The 22,463-nt window shown below is 70.1% G+C and carries 23 protein-coding genes and 3 tRNA genes; 12 read left to right on the top strand and 14 right to left on the bottom strand.

Annotated features, from left to right (window positions below; translation table 11 throughout):
• Positions 1-51: 51 nt before the first annotated feature.
• Together ACZ5DS_RS27280 and ACZ5DS_RS27275 are read left to right on the top strand one after the other, a co-directional pair.
• Positions 52-142, top strand: a tRNA-Ser gene (locus ACZ5DS_RS27280).
• A gap of 203 nt (positions 143-345) precedes the next feature.
• Positions 346-418 (top strand) — tRNA-Arg (locus ACZ5DS_RS27275).
• A 90-nt stretch (positions 419-508) separates the two neighbouring features.
• On the opposite strand, the gene ACZ5DS_RS27270 is transcribed toward ACZ5DS_RS27275, so the two are convergent.
• The 3 genes from ACZ5DS_RS27270 to ACZ5DS_RS27260 all read right to left on the bottom strand — a co-directional run bounded on the left by ACZ5DS_RS27270 (position 509) and on the right by ACZ5DS_RS27260 (position 2,612).
• Positions 509-1,261 carry a hypothetical protein gene (locus ACZ5DS_RS27270; RefSeq protein WP_468243334.1) on the bottom strand — a complete coding sequence of 251 codons (753 nt, stop codon included), beginning with the start codon at positions 1,259-1,261 and terminating at the stop codon, positions 509-511.
• Positions 1,262-1,426: 165 nt separating this feature from the next.
• The gene (locus ACZ5DS_RS27265; RefSeq protein WP_468243332.1) at positions 1,427-2,011 is read right to left on the bottom strand and encodes a hypothetical protein; all 585 of its coding nucleotides are present in this window, start codon (positions 2,009-2,011) and stop codon (positions 1,427-1,429) included.
• 109 nt (positions 2,012-2,120) lie between these two features.
• On the bottom strand, positions 2,121-2,612 hold the full coding sequence (locus ACZ5DS_RS27260; RefSeq protein ID WP_468243330.1) for a MarR family transcriptional regulator: 492 nt from the start codon (positions 2,610-2,612) through the stop codon (positions 2,121-2,123).
• Between the two features lie 84 nt (positions 2,613-2,696).
• Here ACZ5DS_RS27260 and ACZ5DS_RS27255 point away from each other — a divergent pair, with 84 nt between their 5' ends.
• The 9 genes from ACZ5DS_RS27255 (at position 2,697) to ACZ5DS_RS27215 (ending at position 13,009) form a co-directional block, all read left to right on the top strand.
• A complete protein-coding gene (locus ACZ5DS_RS27255; protein ID WP_468243328.1) occupies positions 2,697-3,071 on the top strand; it encodes an HGxxPAAW family protein in 375 nt (124 codons plus the stop codon).
• 105 nt (positions 3,072-3,176) lie between these two features.
• Positions 3,177-4,049, top strand: a complete 873-nt coding sequence (locus ACZ5DS_RS27250) for a DUF2797 domain-containing protein (protein WP_468243326.1) — start codon at positions 3,177-3,179, stop codon at positions 4,047-4,049.
• 140 nt (positions 4,050-4,189) lie between these two features.
• The gene (locus ACZ5DS_RS27245; RefSeq protein WP_468243323.1) at positions 4,190-4,552 is read left to right on the top strand and encodes an antibiotic biosynthesis monooxygenase family protein; all 363 of its coding nucleotides are present in this window, start codon (positions 4,190-4,192) and stop codon (positions 4,550-4,552) included.
• A gap of 100 nt (positions 4,553-4,652) precedes the next feature.
• Entirely contained in the window at positions 4,653-5,393 is a 741-nt protein-coding gene (locus ACZ5DS_RS27240) for a response regulator transcription factor (RefSeq protein ID WP_468243321.1), read from the top strand.
• Positions 5,390-6,976 (top strand): ATP-binding protein, encoded by a 1,587-nt coding sequence (locus tag ACZ5DS_RS27235; protein WP_468243319.1) that lies wholly within the window; start codon positions 5,390-5,392, stop codon positions 6,974-6,976. Before ACZ5DS_RS27240 ends, ACZ5DS_RS27235 begins: the two co-directional genes overlap by 4 nt.
• Positions 6,977-6,990: 14 nt before the next feature.
• Positions 6,991-8,466 carry a bifunctional glycosyltransferase family 2/GtrA family protein gene (locus ACZ5DS_RS27230; protein ID WP_468243316.1) on the top strand — a complete coding sequence of 492 codons (1,476 nt, stop codon included), beginning with the start codon at positions 6,991-6,993 and terminating at the stop codon, positions 8,464-8,466.
• Positions 8,463-10,661 (top strand): ArnT family glycosyltransferase, encoded by a 2,199-nt coding sequence (locus ACZ5DS_RS27225; RefSeq protein WP_468243314.1) that lies wholly within the window; start codon positions 8,463-8,465, stop codon positions 10,659-10,661. The genes ACZ5DS_RS27230 and ACZ5DS_RS27225 overlap by 4 nt, the downstream gene beginning before the upstream one ends.
• Positions 10,662-10,729: 68 nt before the next feature.
• On the top strand, positions 10,730-12,115 hold the full coding sequence (locus ACZ5DS_RS27220) for an MFS transporter (RefSeq protein ID WP_468243312.1): 1,386 nt from the start codon (positions 10,730-10,732) through the stop codon (positions 12,113-12,115).
• A gap of 135 nt (positions 12,116-12,250) precedes the next feature.
• Positions 12,251-13,009, top strand: coding sequence for a TetR/AcrR family transcriptional regulator (locus ACZ5DS_RS27215; protein ID WP_468243794.1), 759 nt, complete (start codon positions 12,251-12,253; stop codon positions 13,007-13,009).
• Positions 13,010-13,097: 88 nt separating this feature from the next.
• Here ACZ5DS_RS27215 and ACZ5DS_RS27210 read toward each other — a convergent pair whose 3' ends face one another.
• The 3 genes from ACZ5DS_RS27210 to ACZ5DS_RS27200 all read right to left on the bottom strand — a co-directional run bounded on the left by ACZ5DS_RS27210 (position 13,098) and on the right by ACZ5DS_RS27200 (position 17,091).
• Entirely contained in the window at positions 13,098-13,919 is an 822-nt protein-coding gene (locus ACZ5DS_RS27210) for a YceI family protein (RefSeq protein ID WP_468243309.1), read from the bottom strand.
• 105 nt (positions 13,920-14,024) lie between these two features.
• Positions 14,025-16,508: an MFS transporter gene (locus ACZ5DS_RS27205; RefSeq protein ID WP_468243792.1), complete on the bottom strand. Its 2,484-nt coding sequence runs from the start codon at positions 16,506-16,508 to the stop codon at positions 14,025-14,027.
• Positions 16,509-16,596: 88 nt separating this feature from the next.
• Positions 16,597-17,091, bottom strand: coding sequence for a MarR family winged helix-turn-helix transcriptional regulator (locus tag ACZ5DS_RS27200; protein ID WP_468243307.1), 495 nt, complete (start codon positions 17,089-17,091; stop codon positions 16,597-16,599).
• A gap of 208 nt (positions 17,092-17,299) precedes the next feature.
• Here ACZ5DS_RS27200 and ACZ5DS_RS27195 point away from each other — a divergent pair, with 208 nt between their 5' ends.
• Positions 17,300-17,497, top strand: a complete 198-nt coding sequence (locus tag ACZ5DS_RS27195) for a hypothetical protein (RefSeq protein WP_468243305.1) — start codon at positions 17,300-17,302, stop codon at positions 17,495-17,497.
• A gap of 21 nt (positions 17,498-17,518) precedes the next feature.
• Here ACZ5DS_RS27195 and ACZ5DS_RS27190 read toward each other — a convergent pair whose 3' ends face one another.
• The 8 genes from ACZ5DS_RS27190 to ACZ5DS_RS27155 all read right to left on the bottom strand — a co-directional run bounded on the left by ACZ5DS_RS27190 (position 17,519) and on the right by ACZ5DS_RS27155 (position 22,406).
• Positions 17,519-18,187, bottom strand: coding sequence for a hypothetical protein (locus ACZ5DS_RS27190; RefSeq protein ID WP_468243302.1), 669 nt, complete (start codon positions 18,185-18,187; stop codon positions 17,519-17,521).
• Between the two features lie 110 nt (positions 18,188-18,297).
• On the bottom strand, positions 18,298-19,224 hold the full coding sequence (locus ACZ5DS_RS27185) for an RNA polymerase sigma factor SigF (protein WP_468243300.1): 927 nt from the start codon (positions 19,222-19,224) through the stop codon (positions 18,298-18,300).
• Positions 19,225-19,535: 311 nt separating this feature from the next.
• Positions 19,536-20,429 carry an RNA polymerase sigma factor SigF gene (locus ACZ5DS_RS27180; RefSeq protein ID WP_468243789.1) on the bottom strand — a complete coding sequence of 298 codons (894 nt, stop codon included), beginning with the start codon at positions 20,427-20,429 and terminating at the stop codon, positions 19,536-19,538.
• Between the two features lie 174 nt (positions 20,430-20,603).
• Positions 20,604-20,897, bottom strand: coding sequence for a Dabb family protein (locus ACZ5DS_RS27175; RefSeq protein WP_386580338.1), 294 nt, complete (start codon positions 20,895-20,897; stop codon positions 20,604-20,606).
• Positions 20,898-20,907: 10 nt separating this feature from the next.
• Positions 20,908-21,087 (bottom strand): hypothetical protein, encoded by a 180-nt coding sequence (locus ACZ5DS_RS27170; RefSeq protein WP_468243297.1) that lies wholly within the window; start codon positions 21,085-21,087, stop codon positions 20,908-20,910.
• 167 nt (positions 21,088-21,254) lie between these two features.
• Positions 21,255-21,339 (bottom strand) — tRNA-Ser (locus tag ACZ5DS_RS27165).
• A gap of 45 nt (positions 21,340-21,384) precedes the next feature.
• Complete coding sequence (tadA, locus tag ACZ5DS_RS27160) at positions 21,385-21,816, bottom strand: tRNA adenosine(34) deaminase TadA (RefSeq protein WP_468243295.1); 432 nt, start codon at positions 21,814-21,816, stop codon at positions 21,385-21,387.
• 56 nt (positions 21,817-21,872) lie between these two features.
• Positions 21,873-22,406 (bottom strand): tRNA adenosine deaminase-associated protein, encoded by a 534-nt coding sequence (locus ACZ5DS_RS27155; protein ID WP_468243786.1) that lies wholly within the window; start codon positions 22,404-22,406, stop codon positions 21,873-21,875.
• Between the last annotated feature and the right edge of the window lie 57 nt (positions 22,407-22,463).

Raw genomic sequence — 22,463 nt, 5'->3', positions numbered from 1 at the left:
TGTGTCATCATCTGCACGCACCAGTCGCGCGCTCGCGTGAGTGGTTGTGCTGGAGGCGTCGCCTAGTCCGGTCTATGGCGCCGCACTGCTAATGCGGTTTGGGCCTTACAGCCCATCGAGGGTTCAAATCCCTCCGCCTCCGCACCTGATCCCGAAGCCCCGGTCCTCAAGGACCGGGGCTTCGGTGTTCCCTGCCCACACTTCGACACTTCGATCCACGTTTTCGCAGGTCACAAGGGGTATGCGGATCGGATTTCACATGACGGCGGCAGTCATGTAATGTTCTTCCTGTCGCCGCGAGCGGGCCGGAAGGGCCGGGAGCGAAGGGCAAAAACAAAAGAACAAGCACTCGTAGCTTAACGGATAGAGCATCTGACTACGGATCAGAAGGTTGCAGGTTCGAATCCTGCCGAGTGCACAACAGATCAGAGGCCCTGCGGAGTGATCCGCAGGGCCTCTGGCTTTTGCTTTGCGGAATGAGCCGCATGCAGGGCTTCGGGAGTCTCGGTCAGGGCTGCGGTGTCACCGCGATCCACCGGGACGGAGGCGTCATCCCCTGCGTCGGGGCGGGGCACACGAGGGAGGTGCCGTTGGCCGCGCAGTGAAGGGTGTAGACCGAGCCGGCCTGAGTGATGATCTTGTAGAACGCGTCACTGCCCTGGGCGTCGACCGAGACGTCGCAGACCGGGGAATTCGTGGGGAAGCCGGCGATGGTGCTGAGGTCGATCCAGCCGGGAGCGTTCGTCGGGCCCGACACGATGTTCGGGCTGTCCGGGGTGGTGTTGATGCCGGGTCGCCTGCCGGCAAAGGGCACCCCATTGACGAGTGCGGCGAGAAACTGCTCCATGCCGTTCGGGTCTGAGGAGTCGACACCGGTGCCGCACGCCGTGGCGGTCGCGGTTACGGTGGCGGTCGCCGTTGTGGTCGCCGTCACCGTCGCGGTCGCCGTCGCGGTTGTGGTTGCCGTCACCGTCGCGGTCGCCGTCGCCGTCTTCGTCACCGTGACGGTGGGTTTCGGATGCGTGGTGTCGCAGTCGTCGCCGTCGCCACCTGCCCGCGGGCCGGGCTTGTCGTAGTCGCAGTGGGGATCGACGGCGTAGGCCACGCCCGTCTGTGAGGCCATGCCGACGGCTACCGCCGCCGCGGGGGTCGCCACCCCGACCGTCAACGCCGCCGCGATCGCCGCGAGCCTGCGAACCCTGTTGAATCCGCCTTGAGCCACCGGCCCGAGGTGCGCATTCGTCCTGTGCTCAGGACTCATGTGGGTGCTCCTTGTCCCTTCGGGTCTCGGGCGTTCCCGAGCCTGAGTGCGAGCTTGACCTGGGCAGTCCGGAGCACCGGTGCAATGAAAAGGAAACACGCCCGCAGATCAATAAATCGGACTAGTCGGCACCTTCCGAATGAGGCAATGTGCGGGAGTTCGCAGTCAGTGCTGACTGTTGCGGAAGCCGATGATCACGGCGCCCCACCAGCAGACCTGGGAGACCAGGGCCGTCGCTGCTCCCCAGGCGAGGAGGCGCGGTGCGAGCGTGGGGGTGTCCGGCTGCGTCAGGCGTCTGTTCAGGAGCCCGGCCTGCAGGCCGTTGAGGGTGAGGACGAGGACGAGACCCAGCTTGATGCGGGTGAGCGGGGCGTCGAGGTCCGGGTGCAGCATCACGCCGGTGACCACGAGACCGGCGAGGCCGGCCCAGATCGGGGCGTGGAGGCGGGCCGTGGTGTCCAGGGCGTCGCGCAGGGTGCAACGGCCCGTCAGGCACAGCAGTGCGTAGTAGTCGGCCACCAGGACGGCGCCGAAGCCGAGGACGAGCGAGGCCAGGTGGGCGAAGAGCGCCACGGTGTGGAGGGCGGCGTCCACGTGCAGGTGCAGGGATATCCAGGCGCAGGCCGAGAGTGCCAGGACGGTGGCGAGTGCGGCGGCCGAGACCGTCCACCATGTGTCGTACAGGCCCAGTCGCCGGATGGGCGCCGCCTCGGGGGAGAATGTGGGCGACTCCGAGGGCAACACGGACACAGACGACTCCTAGGACATGCACAGCTTAGTTTAGGTAAGGCTCACCTAAGGATGATTTTGAGTCAAGACCCGGACCAAGGCGACGTGCGTCTCAGCACTCCTCTTCGTCTCAGCACTCCTCCTCCGGGTCGTTCCTGTTCAGCTTCTCCAAGTACTCGTGGGCCAGCGCCGTCGCGCGGGTGAACCAGTCCGTGATGATCGCCAGCTCCTCGGGGGAGTAATCGGCGAACAGGGCGGTGAGGCGCTTGTAGTGGCCCGCATACACCGCCTCGACCCTGGCCACCGCGGCCGGTACGGCAGCCACGCGCACCCGGCGGCGGTCCGCGGGGTCGGGGCGGCGGGTGACGTAGCCGGCGCGTTCCAGGCGGTTGAGGATGCCGGTCACCGCGCCCGTGGTCACATGCGCGCGGGCCGCGAGGTCCCCGGCCGTGAGCAGGTTCTCGCCCGCCTCCAGGACGAAGGCGAAACAGGTGAGGTCGGTGACGTTCACTCCCAGCCGCCGGGCCAGCTCCTGCTGTCCGATCACGTGGGCGGCGATGAGGTGGTCCATCGCCGACAGTGCCCGTGCCGGGGTGGCGGGCGGTCGGTGCGTGCCGTCCATCTGTTCAAATCCCTTAGCTCGTGAGATATTCGGTTGATTAAATTGCTTAGTCCGTGAGGGAATCTCGTCCCTGGAGGCGGCTCCATGAGTCTGTACGACGAGGGTCACACGATCGCCGGCTGGACCGGCGCCGGTATCGCGACCGTCGGAAGCGCTGTGGTGGGTCTGGGTGTGTGCACGGTCTCCGTACCGGCCCTCGTGGGCGGGCTGGCGATCGTGGGCGTGAGCGTCCTGGTCACCTGGGTGTTGCACCTGTCCGGCTGGGGCAAGCCGCCGGGGGTGCGGCCGCGTGGGCAGTGGGGGATGCGGACCCGGGACGCGCAGGCCCGGGAGGGGCACCCCGGGTGCGTCGCTTGCCGGCTGGCGGGGCGGGGGCGGCCTGCGGCGGGCGCGGCGCCGGTGCCCGTGGCGTCGGGCGAGGTTCGCGGCGAATCGATGTCGCTGTCGCCCGTCGACTGAAGGTGATGTCCGCGAACGGCAGTTGGTGATCGTCGACCCTGGTCGCCGACGACCTCCCGGCCGTCCGCAGGGCATTGTCAGACCCGCCTTCTACCCTCACCAGTGATGGCACACGTATGGACATGCGCGGGACTGCGCTGGACGCCGGACGGCCCCGTGCTGGTGTGGGACGGCGGGCGGCGCAGTGCGCTGCCGTGGGGGAAGCGGGTTGCGTTCGCCGTCGCGGACGGCTCGGCGCGGCGGTGTGCCGGGGCGCGGGGGCATGCCTGCCCGGTGCGGGCCACGGTGCCGGGGCGGAGTAGGGGGGCCCGGTGCGAGGAGTGCGCCCGCCTGGACCGGGCCCACTCCGTGGCCGCCGACACGATCGCCGACGATCCGCGGCCGTACCGCGTCTATCTGGCCTGGTTCGGACCCGGCATGGTCAAGGTCGGCATCACCGCGGCGGAGCGGGGCTCGGCCCGGCTGCTCGAACAGGGCGCCGTCTGCTTCAGCTGGCTGGGCACCGGCCCCCTGATGGCCGCCCGCCGCACCGAGGAGCTGCTGCGCGCCGCCCTCCAGGTCCCGGACCGGATCCCGTACGCCGAGAAGCGGGCGGTGCGGGCAAGGCTGCCGCGGATGGAGGGCGAGCGGGCCGCCGAGGTGAGGGAGTTGCACGCGCGGGCCGTCGTACTCGACGGGTGGCCCGAGTCGTTGACCCGGGAGCGGTGTCAACCGGTCGATCACGTCGCGCACTTCGGGCTCGACGGCGTAGCCGAAGCCGTCGGCGATGTCGTCGAGCTCGTCCCGGGCGGAGCCGTGAGCGGTGAGCTGGTCGCTGCCGCCGGGCCCGATCTGCATCTGGCGGTCGACGGGCGCGGGGCCGTCGTCCTCGACACCCGGCTGATGACCGGGTGGGAGCTGGCACCGCCGCCCTCGGCGGCCGGCTCTTTCACCGTCCCCGTAAGGGAGTTCAGGAGGGAGCAGGACGGTCTCTTCTGACCTCGGCTCGAAGGCCGACTCAAAGGCCGACTCGAACGCCGACTCAAAGGTCGACTCGAAGGTCAAGACTTGGATCCCGTACGGATCCCTTTGGGCAAGGTCCATGGACCGCACCCCCGCCCACGGCCATCGTGGCCGACATGAGTGGTCAGTCCATTGCCTCTGTCATCCCTGCCCCTGCCTTCGAACCCCCTTATTACGCCGTCGTGTTCGCGTCCCACCGCACCGACCGCGACCCCGACCCCGACGACTACACCGACACCGCCGCCCGCCTCTCCCGTCTCGTGCGCGAGATACCCGGCTTCCTCGGCGAGGACTTCGCCCACACCCCCGGCGGACTCGCCATCTCCGTCGCCTACTTCCAGCACCTCGCGGGCATCGAGGAGTGGCGCCGGCACCCCGAGCACCTCGACGCCAAGCGGCGCGGACGGGAGCGGTGGTACGAGCGGTACGTGATCCACATCGCCCGGGTCGAGCACAGTCACGGGTTCGCGCGCACGTGAGGGGTTCCCAGGGGTTCCCTGAGCGGCGCCTGTGCGTTTCTCAGGGAAATCACAGACAAGGGAAAGCCTCTTCTCAGAGGTCCCCGACAAGGTGTCCACCATGACCACGACCTCGCCCCAGGGGCGCACCGAACTGCTGAGGCCGGACGGGAGCCCCGTCCGAGTGCTTGTGGTGGACGACGAGCTGTCGATCACCGAACTGCTGAGCATGGCTCTTCGTTACGAGGGCTGGCAGATCAGGAGTGCGGGGGACGGGCAGGGAGCCGTATCGACGGCTCGCGAGTTCCGGCCCGACGCCGTCGTCCTGGACATGATGCTGCCCGACATGGACGGCCTGGCCGTGCTGGGGCGGCTGCGCCGCGAACTGCCGGACGTGCCCGTCCTCTTCCTCACCGCCAAGGACGCCGTCGAGGACCGTATAGCCGGCCTCACCGCCGGCGGCGACGACTACGTCACGAAGCCGTTCAGCCTCGAGGAGGTCGTGGCGCGGCTGCGGGGACTCATCCGCCGGTCCGGGGCTGCCGACCGGCGCTCCGACTCCGTGCTCGTCGTGGGCGACCTGACCCTGGACGAGGACAGCCACGAGGTCTCGCGGGCCGGGGAGTCCATCCACCTCACCGCCACCGAGTTCGAGCTGCTGCGCTTCCTCATGCGCAATCCGCGGCGCGTGCTCAGCAAGGCGCAGATCCTGGACCGCGTGTGGTCGTACGACTTCGGCGGGCAGGCCAATGTCGTCGAGCTGTACATCTCGTATCTGCGGCGGAAGATAGACGCCGGCCGGGAGCCGATGATCCACACCCGGCGCGGGGCCGGTTACCTGATCAAGCCCGCCGCGTCATGAGCAGACGACGACGGCCGCGTCCGCAGAAGCGACGAGCAGGACAGCCGCGCACCCTGCGGGCGCGGCTCGTCGTCGCTTCCGTGGTGCTGATCGCCGTCGTGTGTGCGGTGATCGGGACGGTGACGACGCTGGCGCTGCGGTCGTATCTGTACAACCAGTTGGACGGGCAGGTCGGGGAGGTCGGCAAGCGCCTGTCGGGGCCCATGAAGCCCGGCGGTATGAACGACTCCGGGCTGACGGACAGGCTCACAGGCTTCGTCAAGGGACCGACGCAGCCGAAGACCATCGCCGCCGAGGTCGGCACCGACGGCACGGTCACCCGGGCGGTCATCGCCAGGAAGGCCCCCGACGACAACGGCCCCTTCCAGCGGAACGACGCCGTCGCCCTCAGCGACCGGCAGAAGGCTGCTCTGAACAAGGTGCCCACCAGGGGCACGCACACCGTCGACATCCCGGACCTGGGTGAGTACCTCGTGCGGTACGTACCCGGAGCCGAGGGCAGCTACTACGTCGCCCTGCCGACCGAGACGGTCAGCGACACGATCAACACCCTCATCCTCGTCGAGGTGAGCGTCACCGCCGCCGGCCTGGGCGCCGCGGTCATCGCCGGCTACGTACTCGTCGGCGTAGCCACCCGCCCCCTCCGCAAGGTCGCCCACACCGCCACCCGCGTCTCCGAACTCCCGCTGCACTCCGGCGAGGTGAACCTCAGCGAGCGGGTCCCGGAGTCCGAGTGCGACCCGCACACCGAGGTCGGCCAGGTCGGCTCCGCGCTCAACCGGATGCTCGACCACGTGCACGGCGCCCTGCACGCCCGGCAGCAGAGCGAGACGCGGGTACGGCAGTTCGTCGCGGACGCGAGTCATGAGCTGAGGACGCCGCTCGCCTCCATCCGGGGGTACGCCGAGCTGACCCGGCGCGGCCGGGAGCAGGTCGGGCCCGACACCCGGCACGCCCTGGGGCGGATCGAGTCCGAGGCCGGCCGGATGACCCTCCTCGTGGAGGACCTGCTGCTGCTCGCCCGGCTGGACGCCGGACGGCCGCTGCAGTTCGAGCAGACCGACCTCATCCCGCTGGTCGTGGACACCATCAGCGACGCCCGCGCGGCCGGCATGGACCACAACTGGCGGCTCGACCTGCCCGACGCGCCCGCCCTCGTCTCCGCGGACGCGGCACGCCTGCACCAGGTGCTCGTCAACCTGCTGGGCAACGCCCGCAACCACACCCCGCCCGGTACGACCGTCACCGCACGCGTGCAGCGGCGCGGGCCGTGGATGTGCGTCGACGTCGAGGACAACGGGCAGGGGATCCCCCCGGACCTGTTGCCGCACGTCTTCGAGCGGTTCGCGCGCGGGGACTCCGCACGCTCCCGCGCCACCGGATCCACCGGGCTCGGCCTCGCCATCGTGCAGGCCGTCGCCGCCGCGCACGGCGGTGCCGTGACCGTGGACAGCGTGCCCGGACGGACCGTGTTCACGGTGCATCTGCCGGCGCTCGCCCCGCAGCCGCAGTCGGAAATGAACTGGCAACAGCACTCACAGGCACAGCACAGTGCCACCACATGGGTGCAACAGGGCGCCTGACGAAAGTCGGTTCCATGCGAACCGACTCTTCTCCCGGCACCCTGCCGGCGCGGGAGCACCTCCCGGCCGGAAACGCCGGTACGCCTGTCCTGGACGTAGTGATCCCCGTCTACAACGAGGAGAAGGACCTCCGGCCATGCGTGCTCAGACTGCACGATCACCTCAGGCGCACCTTCCCGTACGCCTTCCGCATCACGATCGCGGACAACGCGTCCACGGACAGCACTCCGCTGGTGGCGGCACGGCTGGAGGCGGAGATCCCCGAGGCCGCCACCTTCCGGCTGGAGCAGAAGGGCCGCGGGCGTGCCCTCAGGACCGTGTGGTCCGCGTCCGAGGCGCCGATCCTCGCGTACATGGACGTCGACCTGTCCACCGACCTCAACGCCCTGCTGCCGCTGGTGGCACCGCTGATCTCCGGCCACTCGGACCTCGCGATCGGCTCCCGGCTCGCCCGTAGCTCCCGGGTCGTGCGCGGCCCCAAGCGGGAGTTCATCAGCCGGGCCTACAACCTGATCCTGCGCGGCTCGCTGCAGGCCCGCTTCTCGGACGCGCAGTGCGGCTTCAAGGCCATACGACGGGATGTGGCTCAGGTGCTGCTGCCCCTCGTGGAGGACACCGGCTGGTTCTTCGACACCGAGATGCTGGTGCTCGCCGAGCGGGCGGGCCTCAGGATCCACGAGGTGCCGGTCGACTGGGTCGACGACCCGGACTCGACCGTGCACATCGTGAAGACCGCGACCGACGACCTCAAGGGCGTGTGGCGCATCGGCAAGGCCCTGGCCGGCGGCTCGCTGCCGCTGGACCGGCTCACCCGGCCCTTCGGCGACGACCCGCGCGACCGCGAGATCCAGGACGTGCCCAGGGGGCTCGCCCGCCAGCTCGTCGGGTTCTGCGTGGTCGGCGGCCTGTCGACCCTCTTCTACCTCCTCCTCTACAGCGTCTTCAGGCAGTTCTCCGGCTCGCAGGTCGCCAACGCGCTCGCCCTGCTCGTCTCGGCGATCGCCAACACGGCCGCGAACCGCCGGCTGACCTTCGGGGTGCGCGGCCGGGGCGGAGCCGTCCGGCACCAGGCGCAGGGCCTGGTCGTCTTCGGTATCGGACTCGCCCTGACCAGCGGCTCCCTGGCCGCTCTGAACGCGGCCACCGGCAATCCGGCGCACTCCACGGAGCTGGCGGTGCTGATTGCCGCCAACCTCGCGGCGACCGTCCTGCGGTTCCTGCTCTTCCGCGCCTGGGTGTTCCCGGACCGCCGGGAGTCCGGCCAGGCATCGACGGTGGTCGCCGAGCACCACCCGTCCTCGCCCACCTACAGCACGACGGCTCCGTACGCACCGCTCCCGCAGGGCCCGGTGCCGTACCCCTCGTACGACCCCTACCCGACCACCACCCAGGTCCGCGCCGGTGAAGCCGCGGACGGCAGCTGGAGGGACGCCACCATGCGCCTGCAGCCGGTGCGCCCTCACGACACCGACCCGGGGGACCCCCGATGACCACCCACTACGACCGGCCGACCACCCAGCAGGACGGTCCCACCGCCTGGGGCCCGCCGCCGACCGCTCCCCCGCAAGCCCGTGAGCCGCGGCAGCCCCTCGTACGGAGACTGTGGCGCGGCCGCCCCGAGGACCCGCGCTGGGCACGCCCGGCCTTCCTCGGCCTGCTGGCCCTCACCCTCGTCACCTACCTGTACGACCTGAGCGCCTCCGGCTACGCCAACTCCTTCTACTCGGCGGCCGTCCAGGCGGGCAGCACGTCCTGGAAGGCGTTCTTCTTCGGCTCGCTGGACGCCGGCAACGCCATCACCGTCGACAAGCCCTCGGCGTTCCTGTGGCCGATGGAGCTGTCGGTCAGGGTCTTCGGCCTGAACTCGTGGGCGATCCTCATGCCCGAGGTCCTGATGGGCGTCGGCACGGTGGCGGTCGTGTACGCGGGGGTGCGGCGCCGGTTCAGCCCCGCGGCCGGTCTGATCGCGGGCGCGGTGCTCGCGCTGACTCCCGTGGCCGCGCTGATGTTCCGGTTCAACAACCCGGACGCGCTGCTGGCCCTGCTGATGGCGCTGGCCTGCTACTTCGTCATGCGTGCCGTGGAGGACGGGCGGACGAAGTGGCTGCTCTGGGCCGGTGTCGCGATCGGTTTCGCGTTCCTCGCCAAGACGCTGCAGGCGTTCCTGATCCTGCCGCCGCTGGCGATCGTCTACGCCGTCTGCGGTCCGGTGAAGCTGAGGAAGCGGCTGGTGCAGTTGGGCCTGGGGACCGTCGCGCTCGTCGTGGCCGGCGGCTGGTGGGTCGCGATCGTCGAGCTGTGGCCGGCCTCCTCGCGCCCCTACATCGGCGGTTCGCAGAACAACAGCTTCCTGGAGCTGACCTTCGGCTACAACGGCCTCGGCCGGATCAACGGCGACGAGACCGGCAGCGTCGTCCCCGGTGGCGGCGGCAACGGCGGCGGGCAGTGGGGCGAGACCGGCTGGGACCGGATGTTCAACTCCGAGATCGGCAGCCAGATCTCCTGGCTGATCCCGGCCGCGCTGATCCTGCTGGCCGCGGGCCTGTGGGCGACCAGGAAGGCACGGCGTACGTCCGTCACGCGCGCCTCGTTCCTGGTGTGGGGTGGCTCGCTGCTGATCACCATGGTGGTCTTCAGCTACATGGCGGGCATCTTCCACCAGTACTACACCATCGCCCTCGCCCCCTACATCGCGGCCGTCACCGGCATGGGCGCCGGGCTGCTGTGGGAGAAGCGGAAGGAGACCGGGGCGTCGCTCATGCTCGCCGCGTCGGTGGTGGCCGCGGCCGCCTGGGGCTACGTCCTGCTCAACCGCACCGCCGGCTATCTGCCCTGGCTCAAGTGGCTGGTCCTGATCGGCGGGCTCGCGGCCGCGTTCGGCCTGATCTTCGCTGGCCGTGTCGCGCGGCAGCTCGCCCTCGGCGCGGCGGCGGTGGGTCTGGTGGCCGCGCTGGCCGGCCCGACGGCCTACACGCTCAGCACGGTGACCTCCGCGCACACGGGCTCCATCCCGACGGCGGGACCGGCGGGCGCGAGCATGATGGGCTTCGGCGGCGGCCGTCCGGGCGGCGACGGAGGCGGTATGCGTGGCGGCTTCGGCGGCGGCATGCCGGGCCAGGGCCGGCAGAACCAGGGGCAGCAGAACGGCAACGGGACCATGCCGGGTGGGGGCCAGGGCTTCCCGGGCGGCGGCCTGCCGGGCCAGGGTCGGCAGAACCAGCAGGGCCATGGGCAGAACCAGCAGAACGGCAACGGCTTCCCGGGCGGCGGCCGGATGGGCGAAGGCGGCGGGATGGGCGGCGGCGGTGGCGTCGGCGGCCTGGTGAACGGCGCGAACGTCAGCTCCGAGGCCAAGAAGCTGCTGGAGAAGGACGCGGGGAAGTACACCTGGGTCGCCGCCTCCGTCGGTTCCCAGAACGCCGCGAGCTACCAGCTGGCCACCGGTGACCCGGTGATGGCGATCGGCGGGTTCAACGGCACCGACCCGTCCCCGACGCTGGCCGAGTTCAAGAAGTACGTGGCGGAAGGAAAGATCCACTACTTCATCGCCGGCGGCGGCTTCGGCGGGGGCGGTGGCGGCAACAGCGGCACCGGGGCGCAGATCTCGTCCTGGGTCCAGAGCACCTTCAAGAAGGTCACGGTCGGTTCGGCCACCTTCTACGACCTCACGCAGAAGAGCAGCTGACAGACAGACATCCGGACGGACGAATAATCGGTTGTACACCGTATAGCGATCGCTATACGGTGTACGGCATGTCTGCCTCCCAAGGTCATCCCCAGCGCTGGCTGATCCTCGGTGTCATCTGTCTCGCCCAGCTCACCGTGCTGCTCGACAACACCGTCCTGAACGTGGCCATCCCCTCGCTCACCCGCGAGCTGCACGCCGCCACCTCCGACATCCAGTGGATGATCAACGCCTACTCACTGGTGCAGTCCGGCCTGCTGCTCACCGCGGGCAGCGCCGCCGACCGCTACGGCCGCAAGAAGATGCTGATCGCGGGTCTCGCCCTGTTCGGCATCGGCTCCGTGACGGCCGGACTCGCCGGCTCCACCGGCCAGTTGATCGCCGCGCGGGCCGGCATGGGCATCGGCGGCGCCCTGCTGCTCACCACCACCCTCGCCGTGGCGATGCAGATCTTCACGCCCGAGGAGCAGCCGAAGGCGATCGGCATCTGGAGCGCGGTCGCCGCGCTCGGCTTCGCCGGGGGTCCGCTCATCGGGGGGTTCGTGCTGAACCACTTCTGGTGGGGCGCGATCTTCCTGATCAACATTCCGGTCGCGGCGCTGGGGCTGGTCGCGGTCGTGGCCCTCGTACCCGAGTCCAAGAACCCCCGGGGCGACCGTCCGGACCTGCTCGGCGCGCTGCTGTCCACCATCGGCATGGCCGCGCTCGTGTTCGCGATCATCTCCGCTCCCGTGCACGGCTGGACCTCGCCACGGGTGCTCGGTACGGCGGCCGCCGCGGTCGTGGTGCTCGGCGTGTTCGCGTACTGGGAGAGCCGCGTCGACGAGCCGATGCTCGACCTGCACTTCTTCCGGGACCGGCGATTCACGGGGGCGGTCGCCGGGGCCGTGCTCATCACGTTCGGGATGGGCGGGGCGCTGTTCCTGCTGACCCAGCACCTTCAGTTCGTCCTCGGGTACGGCCCCCTGGAGGCGGGACTGCGGACGGCTCCGCTCGCGCTGTCGGTCGTGCTGCTCAACTTCAGCGGGCTGTCGGCGAAGTGGGTTCAGCGGCTGGGGACGCCGGTGTCGATCGCGGTCGGGATGGTGCTGATGTCGCTGGGGCTGGTGTCCATTGCGGAGTTCGCCTCCGGCGGTTACGCGGGGACGCTGCTCGGGCTGGTCCTGATCGGTGCGGGGTGTGCGGTCGCCAATCCGGCCATGGCGCACGCCATCATGAGTGCGATTCCTCCGGAGAAGGCGGGGGTGGGGGCCGGGATCAACGGCACGCTGGCCGAGTTCGGCAACGGGCTCGGGGTTGCCGTTCTGGGGGCTGTTCTCAGCTCTTCTGTTGCCTCGGGGGAGTCGTTGTCGGCCGGGCTGGGGGCAGGTCAGCTGGTGGGAGCTGGTGCCGTGCTGGCGGGCGGGTTTGTTGCGGCGGGGCTTTTGCGGCGGGCGGAGCGGCAGGTCGCCTAAGAGCTCGGGGGGATGGGTAATCGTGCGGCTGCGGGTTGTTCGTGGCTGATCGGGCCCACGCGGCGGTAGCCGCATATCGACACGGACCGCGCCCCTTAGGTTGGGACCGTGAGCGGAATCGAGGAAGGTGCGCCGATGGTGAAGGAAGCCGGGCGGTCGGCGCGGAACAGCGTGTGGCTGGAGGGGAAGGCGCGGCGGGGTGGGCGCAGTGGGCAGCCCTCGGGGCTGGACCGGGAGCGGATCACTGCGGTGAGCGTGCGGCTGCTGGATGCCGAGGGGCTGGCGAAGTTCTCCATGCGGCGGCTGGCCGGCGAGCTGAACGTCACCGCGATGTCCCTGTACTGGTACGTCGACACCAAGGACGACCTGCTCGAACTCGCCCTGGACGCGGCCTTCGGCGAGCTGCGGCTGCCCGCCCCGGAGGCCGACGTCGAGGACTGGCGCGACGAACTGCGCAGCCTGGCCACCGAATACCGCGCGCTCCTCGTCCGTCACCCATGGCTGTCGCCGCTCGTCGGCCGGTATCTCAACATCGGACCCAACTCGCTCGCCTTCTCGCGGCGCGTGCAGCAGGTCATCCGCCACTCGGGGCTGCCCGCACACGGCATCACGGGCGCCATCTCGGCCGTCTTCCAGTTCGTCTACGGCTACGGCACGATCCAGGGTCATTTCGCCGAGCGGTTCACGGCCGCCGGCATGACCGCGGACGAGTACTTCCGCACCGTCATGAGCGCGGTGTCCGAGGCTCCGCAGACCGCCGAGGTCGTGAAGGAGACCGAGGACATCATGGCGGCCCGCGGCGGCGACACGGTCCAGGAGATGCTCGACCGCGACTTCGCCTTCGCCCTGGACCTGCTGGTCGCCGGGATCGAGGCGATGGTCGAGCGCGGCTGACCACTGCCTCAAGGGCCCGGGAGGTATCCCCAGGCGTTGCGGGTCTTCGTCGGGGCCGTGGGGCCCGCTGTGGCTGACCCTGCTGTGCCTACGCCTGGGGCAGTGAAGCGCCCTGCACCGCCTGGATGTCCAGCTCGACCCTGAGGGTCGTACCGATGGCGGCGATGCCCGCCTGGAGGACCTGGTTGTAGTTCATCGCGAAGTCCTCGCGGTGCAGTTCGGTGGTCGCGCGGAAGGCGGCGCGGGTGCCGCCCCACGGGTCGGCCCCGCTGCCGAGGTAGGCCAGGTCCAGGTCGACCGGCCGCAGCACCCCGTGCATCGCCAGCTCGCCGTGGACCGTCCAGCGGTCCGGGCCGGCCTGGCTCAGGCCGGTCGAGCGGAAGGTGATCTCCGGGTGCCGTTCGACGTCCAGGAAGTCCGCGGACTTCAGGTGCGTGTCCCGCATCCCGTTGCCGGTGTCGACGGACGCGGCCCGGATCACCGCCTCCACACGGGACTTGGTGACGTCGTCCGGGGCGATCTCGATCGTCCCGCCGAACTCCGTGAACCGGCCGTGCACGCTGGAGATCCCCAGGTGCTGGGCGACGGCGGCGACCGAGGAGTGCACCGGGTCGATGGTCCAGGGGCCGGGCGGCGGCAGTTCGGTGCCGCCCTGCCGGGCCAGCGTCACCGTGCCGACCTCGGCCCGCCCGCCGGCGGTGACGATCGCGCTGGAGGCGGCGGGCGCGTATCCGACGGCGGTCACGATGACCGTGTACGCCCCCGGCGCCAGCTCGGTGGCGTCCCGTACGGCCCCCTCGGCGTCCGCCTCGGCCCGCAGCACCTGCGTACCGGTCATGTCGGTCACCGTGACGACCGCGTGCGACACGGCCCATCCGTCCCGGGTACGGATCCTCGCGGTCAGTCCCATCCCGTTTTCTCCCTGCAAGAATGACAAAAGCTAAGAAATTGGTCGTAAGGAATCCGGCCCGTGGTGCGCGCATGGCGGTGCGCGGCACCACGGGCCGGAGGTGAACTACTCGCCGGGGTGGGCGAGTTCGATGTCGTGGCCGTCGACTCCGGGGCCGGAGACGGTCAGCGCGGTGGCCGCCGGCGGGTAGCCCGTCGCGATGACGGTGTACTCGCCGCTGTCCAGGTCGGTGAAGGCGTACGCCCCGTCCGTCCCGGTGGTGGCCGTGCCGACCACGTTGCCCGCCGCGTCCACGAGGGTCACGCGGGCGTCGGCCAGCGGGCCGTGCGGAGCCCGTACGACACCCTGCAGCTGGGCGCCCGCGTCGAGGTCGACCTCGATCCGGGTGACGCCGGTGGCGCCGATCTCGACCGGCAGGGCGCGCGGACGGTACCCGGCCGCGTTCACCGCGACGGTCACCACGCCCGGCACCAGCTCGGTGAAGGCGAACTCGCCCTGCTCACCGCTGGCCGCGGTGGCCAGCAGGTCCCCGCGCACATCGGTGACGATCACCATCGCGTCCTTGACCGGCAGCGCGCTCCCGGTCGCCCGGACCACACCGGCCAGCCCGCTGGTGCCGCTGAGCAGGATGTCGTACGCCAGCGGCTCCTCGCCCACCACGATCGTGGAGGCCTGCGGCTGGTAGCCGTCGGCGGAGGCGATCAGCACGTACGAGCCCGTGCCCGGCGCGTCCAGCCCGTAGGAACCGTCGGCCTGGGCGACCGAGCGGCCCAGCTGGCGGCCGCCGAGGGAGATCAGCGTGACCGCGGCCTGCGGGACCGGGGCGCTCTCGGCGCCGCGGACGAAGCCGTGGACCGGAGTGCCGCCGGTGCCGGGCTCGGCGATCGTGGCGACGGCGGTCATCTGCCGGGCGGCGGCCGGCGCCTCCTGGAAGCGGTCCGTCGCGACGACGGGCTCGGCCCAGCCGGGCACCTTCGCCTGCGCGGGTTCCTGCACGGTGTTCTCCACAGCGGTCTCCACAGCGGTCTCCACGGGGGCGGCGGCTTCCGCGAGCGCCCCCGCCTTCTCCTGCGCGGCCTGGGCCAGCGCGCCGGACGTCCGCAGCGGGACCTCCTTGATGAACAGCGTGACCAGGAAGGCGAGGAAGGCGATCGGCGCGACGTACAGGAAGATGTCGGCGATGCCGTGCCCGTACGCGCCCTCCAGCCAGGTGCGGATGTGCGCGGGCAGCAGGTCCATGTCGGGCAGCTGACCGCTGCCGGAGGCCTTGGCGGCCGCCAGCTGCTCCTTGGGGCTCAGCTGGCCGATCGTGTCCTTGGCGTAGTGGGTGATCCGGGTCGACATCACGGAGCCGAGCGCCGAGACGCCCACTGCGCCGCCGAGGGACCGGAAGAAGGTGACGACCGAGCTGGCGGCGCCGAGTTCGTGCGGGGCGACCTGGTTCTGGGTGGACAGGACCAGGTTCTGCATCATCATGCCGATGCCGAGGCCCATGACCGCCATGAAGATCGCGATCTTCCAGTAGTCGGTGTCGTAGCGCATGGTGCCGAGCAGACCCAGCCCCGCCGTCAGCAGCACACCGCCGGTGACCAGCCAGGCCTTCCACTTGCCGGTCTTGGTGATGACCTGGCCGGAGACCGTGGAGGACACGAACAGGCCCGCGATCATCGGGATCGTCATGACACCCGACATCGTCGGGGACTTGTCGCGCGCCAGCTGGAAGTACTGGCTGAAGAAGACCGTGCCGGCGAACATCGCGACGCCGACGAAGAGCGAGGCGAGCGAGGCCAGCGCGATCGTGCGGTTCCTGAAGAGGCGCAGCGGGATGATCGGCTCGCTGGCCTTCGTCTCGACGAGGAGGAAGATCAGGGCGAGGACGAGCGCGCCGCCGACCATCGTGTAGGTCTGCCAGGACAGCCAGTCGTACTTGTCGTCGGCGAAGGTGACCCAGATCAGCAGCAGGCTGACGGCGGCGGTGATGAAGAAGGCACCGGCCCAGTCGACCTTGACCTCACGCTTGTGCTCCGGCAGGTGCAGGGTCTTCTGCAGCACGACCAGCGCGATCAGCGCGAAGGGGATACCGACGTACAGGCACCAGCGCCAGCCGAGCCAGTCGGTGTCGGTGATGACACCGCCGACGAGCGGGCCGCCGACGGTGGCGACGGCGAAGGTCGCGCCGAGGTAGCCGGAGTACCGGCCGCGCTCCCGCGGGGAGATCATCGCGGCCATGATGATCTGGGCCAGCGCGGTCAGACCGCCGGCGCCGAGGCCCTGGATGACCCGGGCGCCGATCAGCATGCCGGGGTTCTGTGCGAGACCGGCGACGACCGAGCCCGCGATGTAGATGACCAGGGCTATCTGGACGAGCGCCTTCTTGCTGACCAGGTCGGCGAGCTTGCCCCACAGCGGGGTCGAGGCGGTCATCGCCAGCAGCGCGGCCGTGACGACCCACGTGTAGGCGCTCTGGCCGCCGCCGAGGTCCTTGATGATCTCGGGCAGGGCGTTGGAGACGATGGTGGAGGACAGGATGGCGGCGAACATGCCGAGCAGCAGCCCGGAGAGCGCCTCCATGATCTGCCGGTGCGACATCGGGGCGTGGCCCGCCGAGGGACCTCCCCCGTGCTTGGCGTGAGCCCGCACACCGGCTGGTGTGGTCGTTGCCATGGGCTTCCTTTTCCTATGTGCTTGCGGGTGTACGGGTGGTCTCTTCGAATACGGGTGCGGAGGGCCGCGGCGGGGCGGACCGGCAGTCGCCGAAGCTGGCGCGCAGCCGCGTCATCAGCCGGATGAGCTGGCCGACCTCCTCGTCGGTCCAGTCGCTCAGCCGGTCGGCGAGCAGCCGGGTGGTCCGCCGGGACAGCTCGTCGAGCTGCTCCAGACCCGCGGGAGTCAGGCGCAGAATCCGCGAGCGCTTGTCCGCCGGGTCCGGTGACCGCTCGATCCAGCCGCGCGCGGCGACGTGCGCGACATGCCGGCTGGTGACCGACATGTCCACGGCGAGCAGCTCGGCGAGCTTGCTCATGCGCATGTCGCCGTGGCGGCCCAGGAGCGTCAGCACGGCGGCCGACCCGGCCGGGCAGTCGAGCGGCAGGATCCGCCCCAGGTCCCGTTTCACGGCTCCGACGGCACTGAGCTGACGCGCCAGCTCTTCGTACTGCGCCTGCTCGGCCATCCCACACCTCCCGTATTCGTTGCTTGGGGCAACCGTAATGAATGTTGGTTGCCGCAGGCAAATAAACGGGGAGCGCAGGGGTGCAAAAACTTGGCAAAGGCAAGTATTGCGAACGTAAACACGCAGGTGAGGGTGGGTGAGGTGCCCCCGTCTGTCCCGGTGGCCCCGCACTTGGGCCGGTCACCTGGATTCGCTAGTGTCTCGGGCCATGGCTAACACCCAGGGCCCCCAGGGCAACTACGACCCCGCCGGCAGCACCCAGATGTTCCGCGCGTTCGTCGACGAGGCTCCGCAGGGGGGCCGGCAGCAGGCGGCCGCCTCCTCCTCCGGCCCGCGCATCGGCCTGATCGTCGGCATCGTCGTGGCCGTGGCGGTCGTCGCCGCGGTGGCCATTGCCTTCATGTAGGACGTACCCCCCTGGAGGGGGTCACTCGCTCCACCGGACGGACACGTCCCGCGTCTCGATGTGCATGCCCAGCGGCACGCGCCAGGCGTCGACGCACACCGTCCAGGTGGGGCTTCGGCGCGCGCCCGGACCGATCGGCACGGGAAGGTCCACGGTCGACTCGACCGTCCCCCAGTCGATGCCGAGCGCGCCGATGATGTGCGTCCCGAACGTCACCGTGCCCGAACGCACCGCCGTGCCGCCCGAGTTGTGGAAGGCGACGGTCACCTTCTCGCACCAGCGCTTGTCCGTGTCCTTGCGCGAGGGGTCGCCCCAGCCGAGGTCGGCGGGCGCGGGAGGTGTCGTACGAGGGGGAGTTGGTGTGGGCGACGGCCGCTGTGGCGTGGTCGGGCCTTCTTCGGTGGTGCTCGGTGAGGCATCTGCCGGGCCGGGTACGGAGCCTTCGTCGGCCGACGGAGTCCGTGACGGGGCGCTCACGGAGGGCGGATCGGAAGTGGCCGCTATCGACGGGGAGTTGGTGCCAGGCGTCGGCCCGTCCAGCGGGACGATCCGTACCGCTCCCGTCGGTGCCCCCGCCGGGCCCGCCGGGCTCGGGACACCGCCCACCGCCACGTAACCGTCGCTGCCCCCGCCGCCCCCGCACGCGGCCAGGGTCACGCCCAGACACACGACGGCCGCCGACGCTGCCATGACGGCGCCCCGGCGGCCATGCGTCCATGTCGTCGTACGGTGCGATCCGCTGCGAAGCATCCGGCCATGGTGGCTGACACTCCGTCAGATAGGAACCCTTCGTCGGATCCTCAGTCGGAGATGAGCCCCTCCCGCAGCTGGGCCAGCGTCCGGGTCAGCAGCCGGGAGACGTGCATCTGCGAGATGCCGACCTCCTCGCCGATCTGCGACTGGGTCATGTTCGCGAAGAAGCGGAGCATGATGATCCGGCGTTCGCGCGGCGGGAGCTTGGCCAGCAGCGGCTTCAGGGACTCGCGGTACTCCACGCCCTCCAGGGCGGTGTCCTCGTAGCCCAGGCGGTCCGCGAGGGAGCCCTCGCCGCCGTCGTCCTCGGGGGCCGGGGAGTCGAGCGAGGAGGCGGTGTAGGCGTTGCCGACCGCGAGGCCGTCGACCACGTCCTCCTCGGAGACGCCGAGGACCGCGGCCAGTTCCGTCACCGTCGGGGAGCGGTCCAGCTTCTGGGACAGCTCGTCGCTGGCCTTGGTGAGGGCCAGGCGCAGCTCCTGGAGGCGGCGCGGGACGCGGACCGACCAGGACGTGTCGCGGAAGAAGCGCTTGATCTCGCCGACCACCGTCGGCATCGCGAACGTCGGGAACTCCACGCCCCGTTCGCAGTCGAAGCGGTCGATCGCCTTGATCAGGCCGATGGTGCCGACCTGGACGATGTCCTCCATCGGCTCGTTGCGCGAGCGGAAGCGGGCCGCCGCGTAGCGCACGAGGGGGAGGTTCAGCTCGATCAGGGTGTCCCGGACGTAGGCGCGCTCGGGACTGTCCTCGTCGAGTGCGGCGAGCCGCAGGAACAGGGAGCGGGACAGGGTGCGGGTGTCGATGTCCGTCGAGGCCGGCAGGGCCGGGACGGCATCAGGGGCCTCGACGGGCGGGGCCTGCACGGCTTCGAGGGGCGTGACGTCATCGAGCACGTCGATTGCGTCGAGCTCCTTGGGTGCTGCCTCGCTCGTGGGCGTGAGCACCTTCGAGCTGCCCTGGTCTGCGGACATGCCACCCCCTTTGGGTCGCGGGACGGTCGCGGTGCGAAGTCTTTCGAGCAACGCAGCCTTCACCTGAATACCGGCGCCGGAGGCCCGGCAAACGCGCTTCCCGCAGAATGTCACATGTCGGCAACGCGCTGTAGAGACATGTCGACACATCTGCTGTGAATCGGCCCTGGAAAGAAGGGGTCTGACGGCCTTTCGGCGCACAACTGTCGGGAACCGCCCTGGTGAGCGATTCGCTCGCACCGGTTACCGCTCGATCCTGCTTGCGATCCGGTGCGATCTGGTGTGTTCCGGGCCGTGCTTCTGTGCGCCGGTTATGCCTCGATCCGATTCGCGGAACGCAGCCGCTGGAAGCTACGCGCGAGTAGCCGTGAGACGTGCATCTGGGACACACCGAGTTCCGCGCTGATCTGAGACTGGGTGAGATTGCTGTAGTAGCGCAGGAGAAGGATTCTCTGTTCTCGTTCGGGGAGTTGGACGAGGAGATGACGGACCAGATCGCGGTGCTCCACGCCGTCCAGGGCCGGGTCCTCGTAGCCGATCCGGTCCAGCAGGCCCGGCAGCCCGTCGCCCTCCTGTGCGGCCTCCAGCGAGGTGGCGTGGTACGACCGACCCGCCTCGATGCAGGAGAGCACCTCGTCCTCGCTGATCCTGAGCCGCTCGGCGATCTCGGCGGTCGACGGCGAGCGCCCGAAGGCCGTGGTGAGGTCCTCGGTGGCGCTGTTGACCTGCACCCACAGCTCGTGCAGCCGGCGCGGTACGTGGACCGTGCGGACGTTGTCCCGGAAGTACCGCTTGATCTCGCCGACGACGGTCGGCATCGCGAAGGTCGGGAACTGCACCCCCCGGTCGGGGTCGAAGCGGTCGATGGCGTTGATCAGGCCGATGGTGCCGACCTGCACCACGTCCTCCATCGGCTCATTGCGGGAACGGAAGCGGGCGGCCGCGTAGCGTACGAGCGGGAGGTTGGCCTCGATGAGCGCCCCGCGCACCCGGTTGTGCTCCGGCGTCCCCGGCCTGAGGTCCTTGAGCTGGGCGAAGAGCACCTGGGTCAGGGCGCGGGTGTCGGCGCCGCGGCGCTTCTCGGGGGCGGCGGGGGCAGTGTCGGCGGACGGGGCGGCGGTGGGGTCGGGGGGAGCGGAGGCGGAGGCGGGGGCAGGGGCGGGCGCCTCGTGCTGGGGCGGCGCAGTACTGGCCGACACGGTCAACGCCACCTCTTCATCGGTCAATCATCCGTCAAAAGCGGTCATAGCATCACAAGACATGTGCACTGTGTGCAAGCACCGGATAACGCCGTGTTGTGGTCAAACTGCGCCAAGTTGGGTCGTAGGACGCATGAAAGCCCCCCGCCGTTCCGGCAGGGGGCTTCTGGGGTGAAGGGCTCAGAACTCGTAGTCGGCGATCACCCACGTGGCGAACTCCCGCCACAGTGCGACACCCGCCTGATGGGCCGGGTGCTCCAGATAGCGCTTGAGCGCGTCGGTGTCCTCGACCGCGGAGTTGATCGCGAAGTCGTAGGCGATCGGCCGGTCGCTGATGTTCCAGGCGCACTCCCAGAAGCGCAGCTCCTCGATCTGGCCGCCGAGCGCCCGGAAGGCCGCCACGCCCTCGACGACCCGCGGATCGTCGCGCTCGACGCCCTCGTTGAGCTTGAAGAGGACCAGGTGGCGGATCATGGGGTGTACCTCAGCTCTTTCCTCCGTTGGCGACCCAGGTCATGAAGTCGCCTATGGCCTTGGCCGCGTCCGATATGCCCTCGAAGCCTATCTGTACGTAGTCGGCCGCCTTGGCCGGGTCCGTGATGATCACGTACAGCGCGAAGACCACGAGCACGTACACGGCGATCTTCTTGGCGTTCACCGTCACCGCGGCCTCCCTGTGCCTGTGTGCCCTGTGGGCCCCCTGTTGCCGGCGGCGAGTGTAACCTTCACGCCTTCTTCAAGGACCAACGGCCCGCCCGTCGAGGGCTTTTGCCACGTGAGGGTTCGGTCCCAGCACGAAGGGCCCCGTCTCACGACGGGGCCCTTCTTCAGCGGTAGCGGAGGGATTTGAACCCTCGGTGACTTGCGCCACACTCGCTTTCGAGGCGAGCTCCTTCGGCCGCTCGGACACGCTACCGAGGGAGACCTTACAGCACGGTGGGGCATGCTCTGAAATCGGTATTCAGCGGTCCCGGAAAAACTCGGTGAGAAGCCGGGCACAGTCCTCGGCCAGCACGCCCTCGATGACCTCGGGCCGGTGGTTGAGCCGCCGGTCCCGTACGACGTCCCAGAGGGAACCGGCCGCCCCCGCCTTGTCGTCGCGGGCGCCGTAGACCACCCGCTCCACCCGGGACTGCACGAGCGCGCCCGCGCACATCGTGCAGGGTTCGAGCGTGACGACCAGCGTGCAGTCGGTCAGACGCCATTCGCCGAGCCGTGATGCAGCCCGCCGGATCGCGAGTATCTCCGCGTGGGCCGTGGGGTCGCCGGTGGCCTCGCGCTCGTTGTGGCCTGTCGCGAGCACCGTCGTACCGTCCGGGGACAGCACGACGGCGCCGACGGGGACGTCCCCGCCCCGGACGGCCCGTTCGGCCTCGTCCAGGGCGAGCCGCATCGCGGCCCGCCAGCGGTCGCGTACCGGGTCCAGCGCGCCCTGCGGGTCCTGAGCGGTCAGCGGACGGTCTCCAGCACCTCCGAGGCGCCCAGGGCCTCGGCGATCTCGGCCAGCGCCTCGTTCGGGTCCAGGCCCAGCAGCTCCTTCTCGCTGACGCCCAGGTCGTCGAGGATCCGGCCGTCGCCCACCGGGCCGTGCGGAACCGCGCCGGCGGCGGTGGGCTCCTCGTCGTCCTCCTCCTCGGACTCGCCGTCCTCGGTGCCGTCGAGGTCCAGGGAGTCCAGGTCGGGGCCGTCGTCGGCGCCGGGCTCACGGCCGAGCAGCTCGTCCGTGAGCAGCAGCTCCCCGTAGGCGCTGCGGGCGGCGGCGGCCGCGTCCGAGACGAAGATGCGAGGGTCCTCCTCGCCGTCCACGCGGACGAGACCGAACCAGGCGTCCTCCTGCTCGATCAGGACGAACACCGTGTCCTCGTCGGGAGAGGCTTCCCGGGCCAGGTCGGCCAGATCCGACAGGGTCTCCACATCGTCGAGCTCTGTGTCGCTCGCTTCCCACCCGTCTTCGGTGCGCGCGAGCAGTGCGGCGAAGTACACCGTGACTCTCCCACTGGTCATAGGCGTGCCGGTTGGGGGTCCCCCCGGCGGAGGTTC

Source organism: Streptomyces sp. NPDC031100, from assembly GCF_055570785.1.
This window is presented reverse-complemented; position numbering and strand designations above follow the sequence as displayed.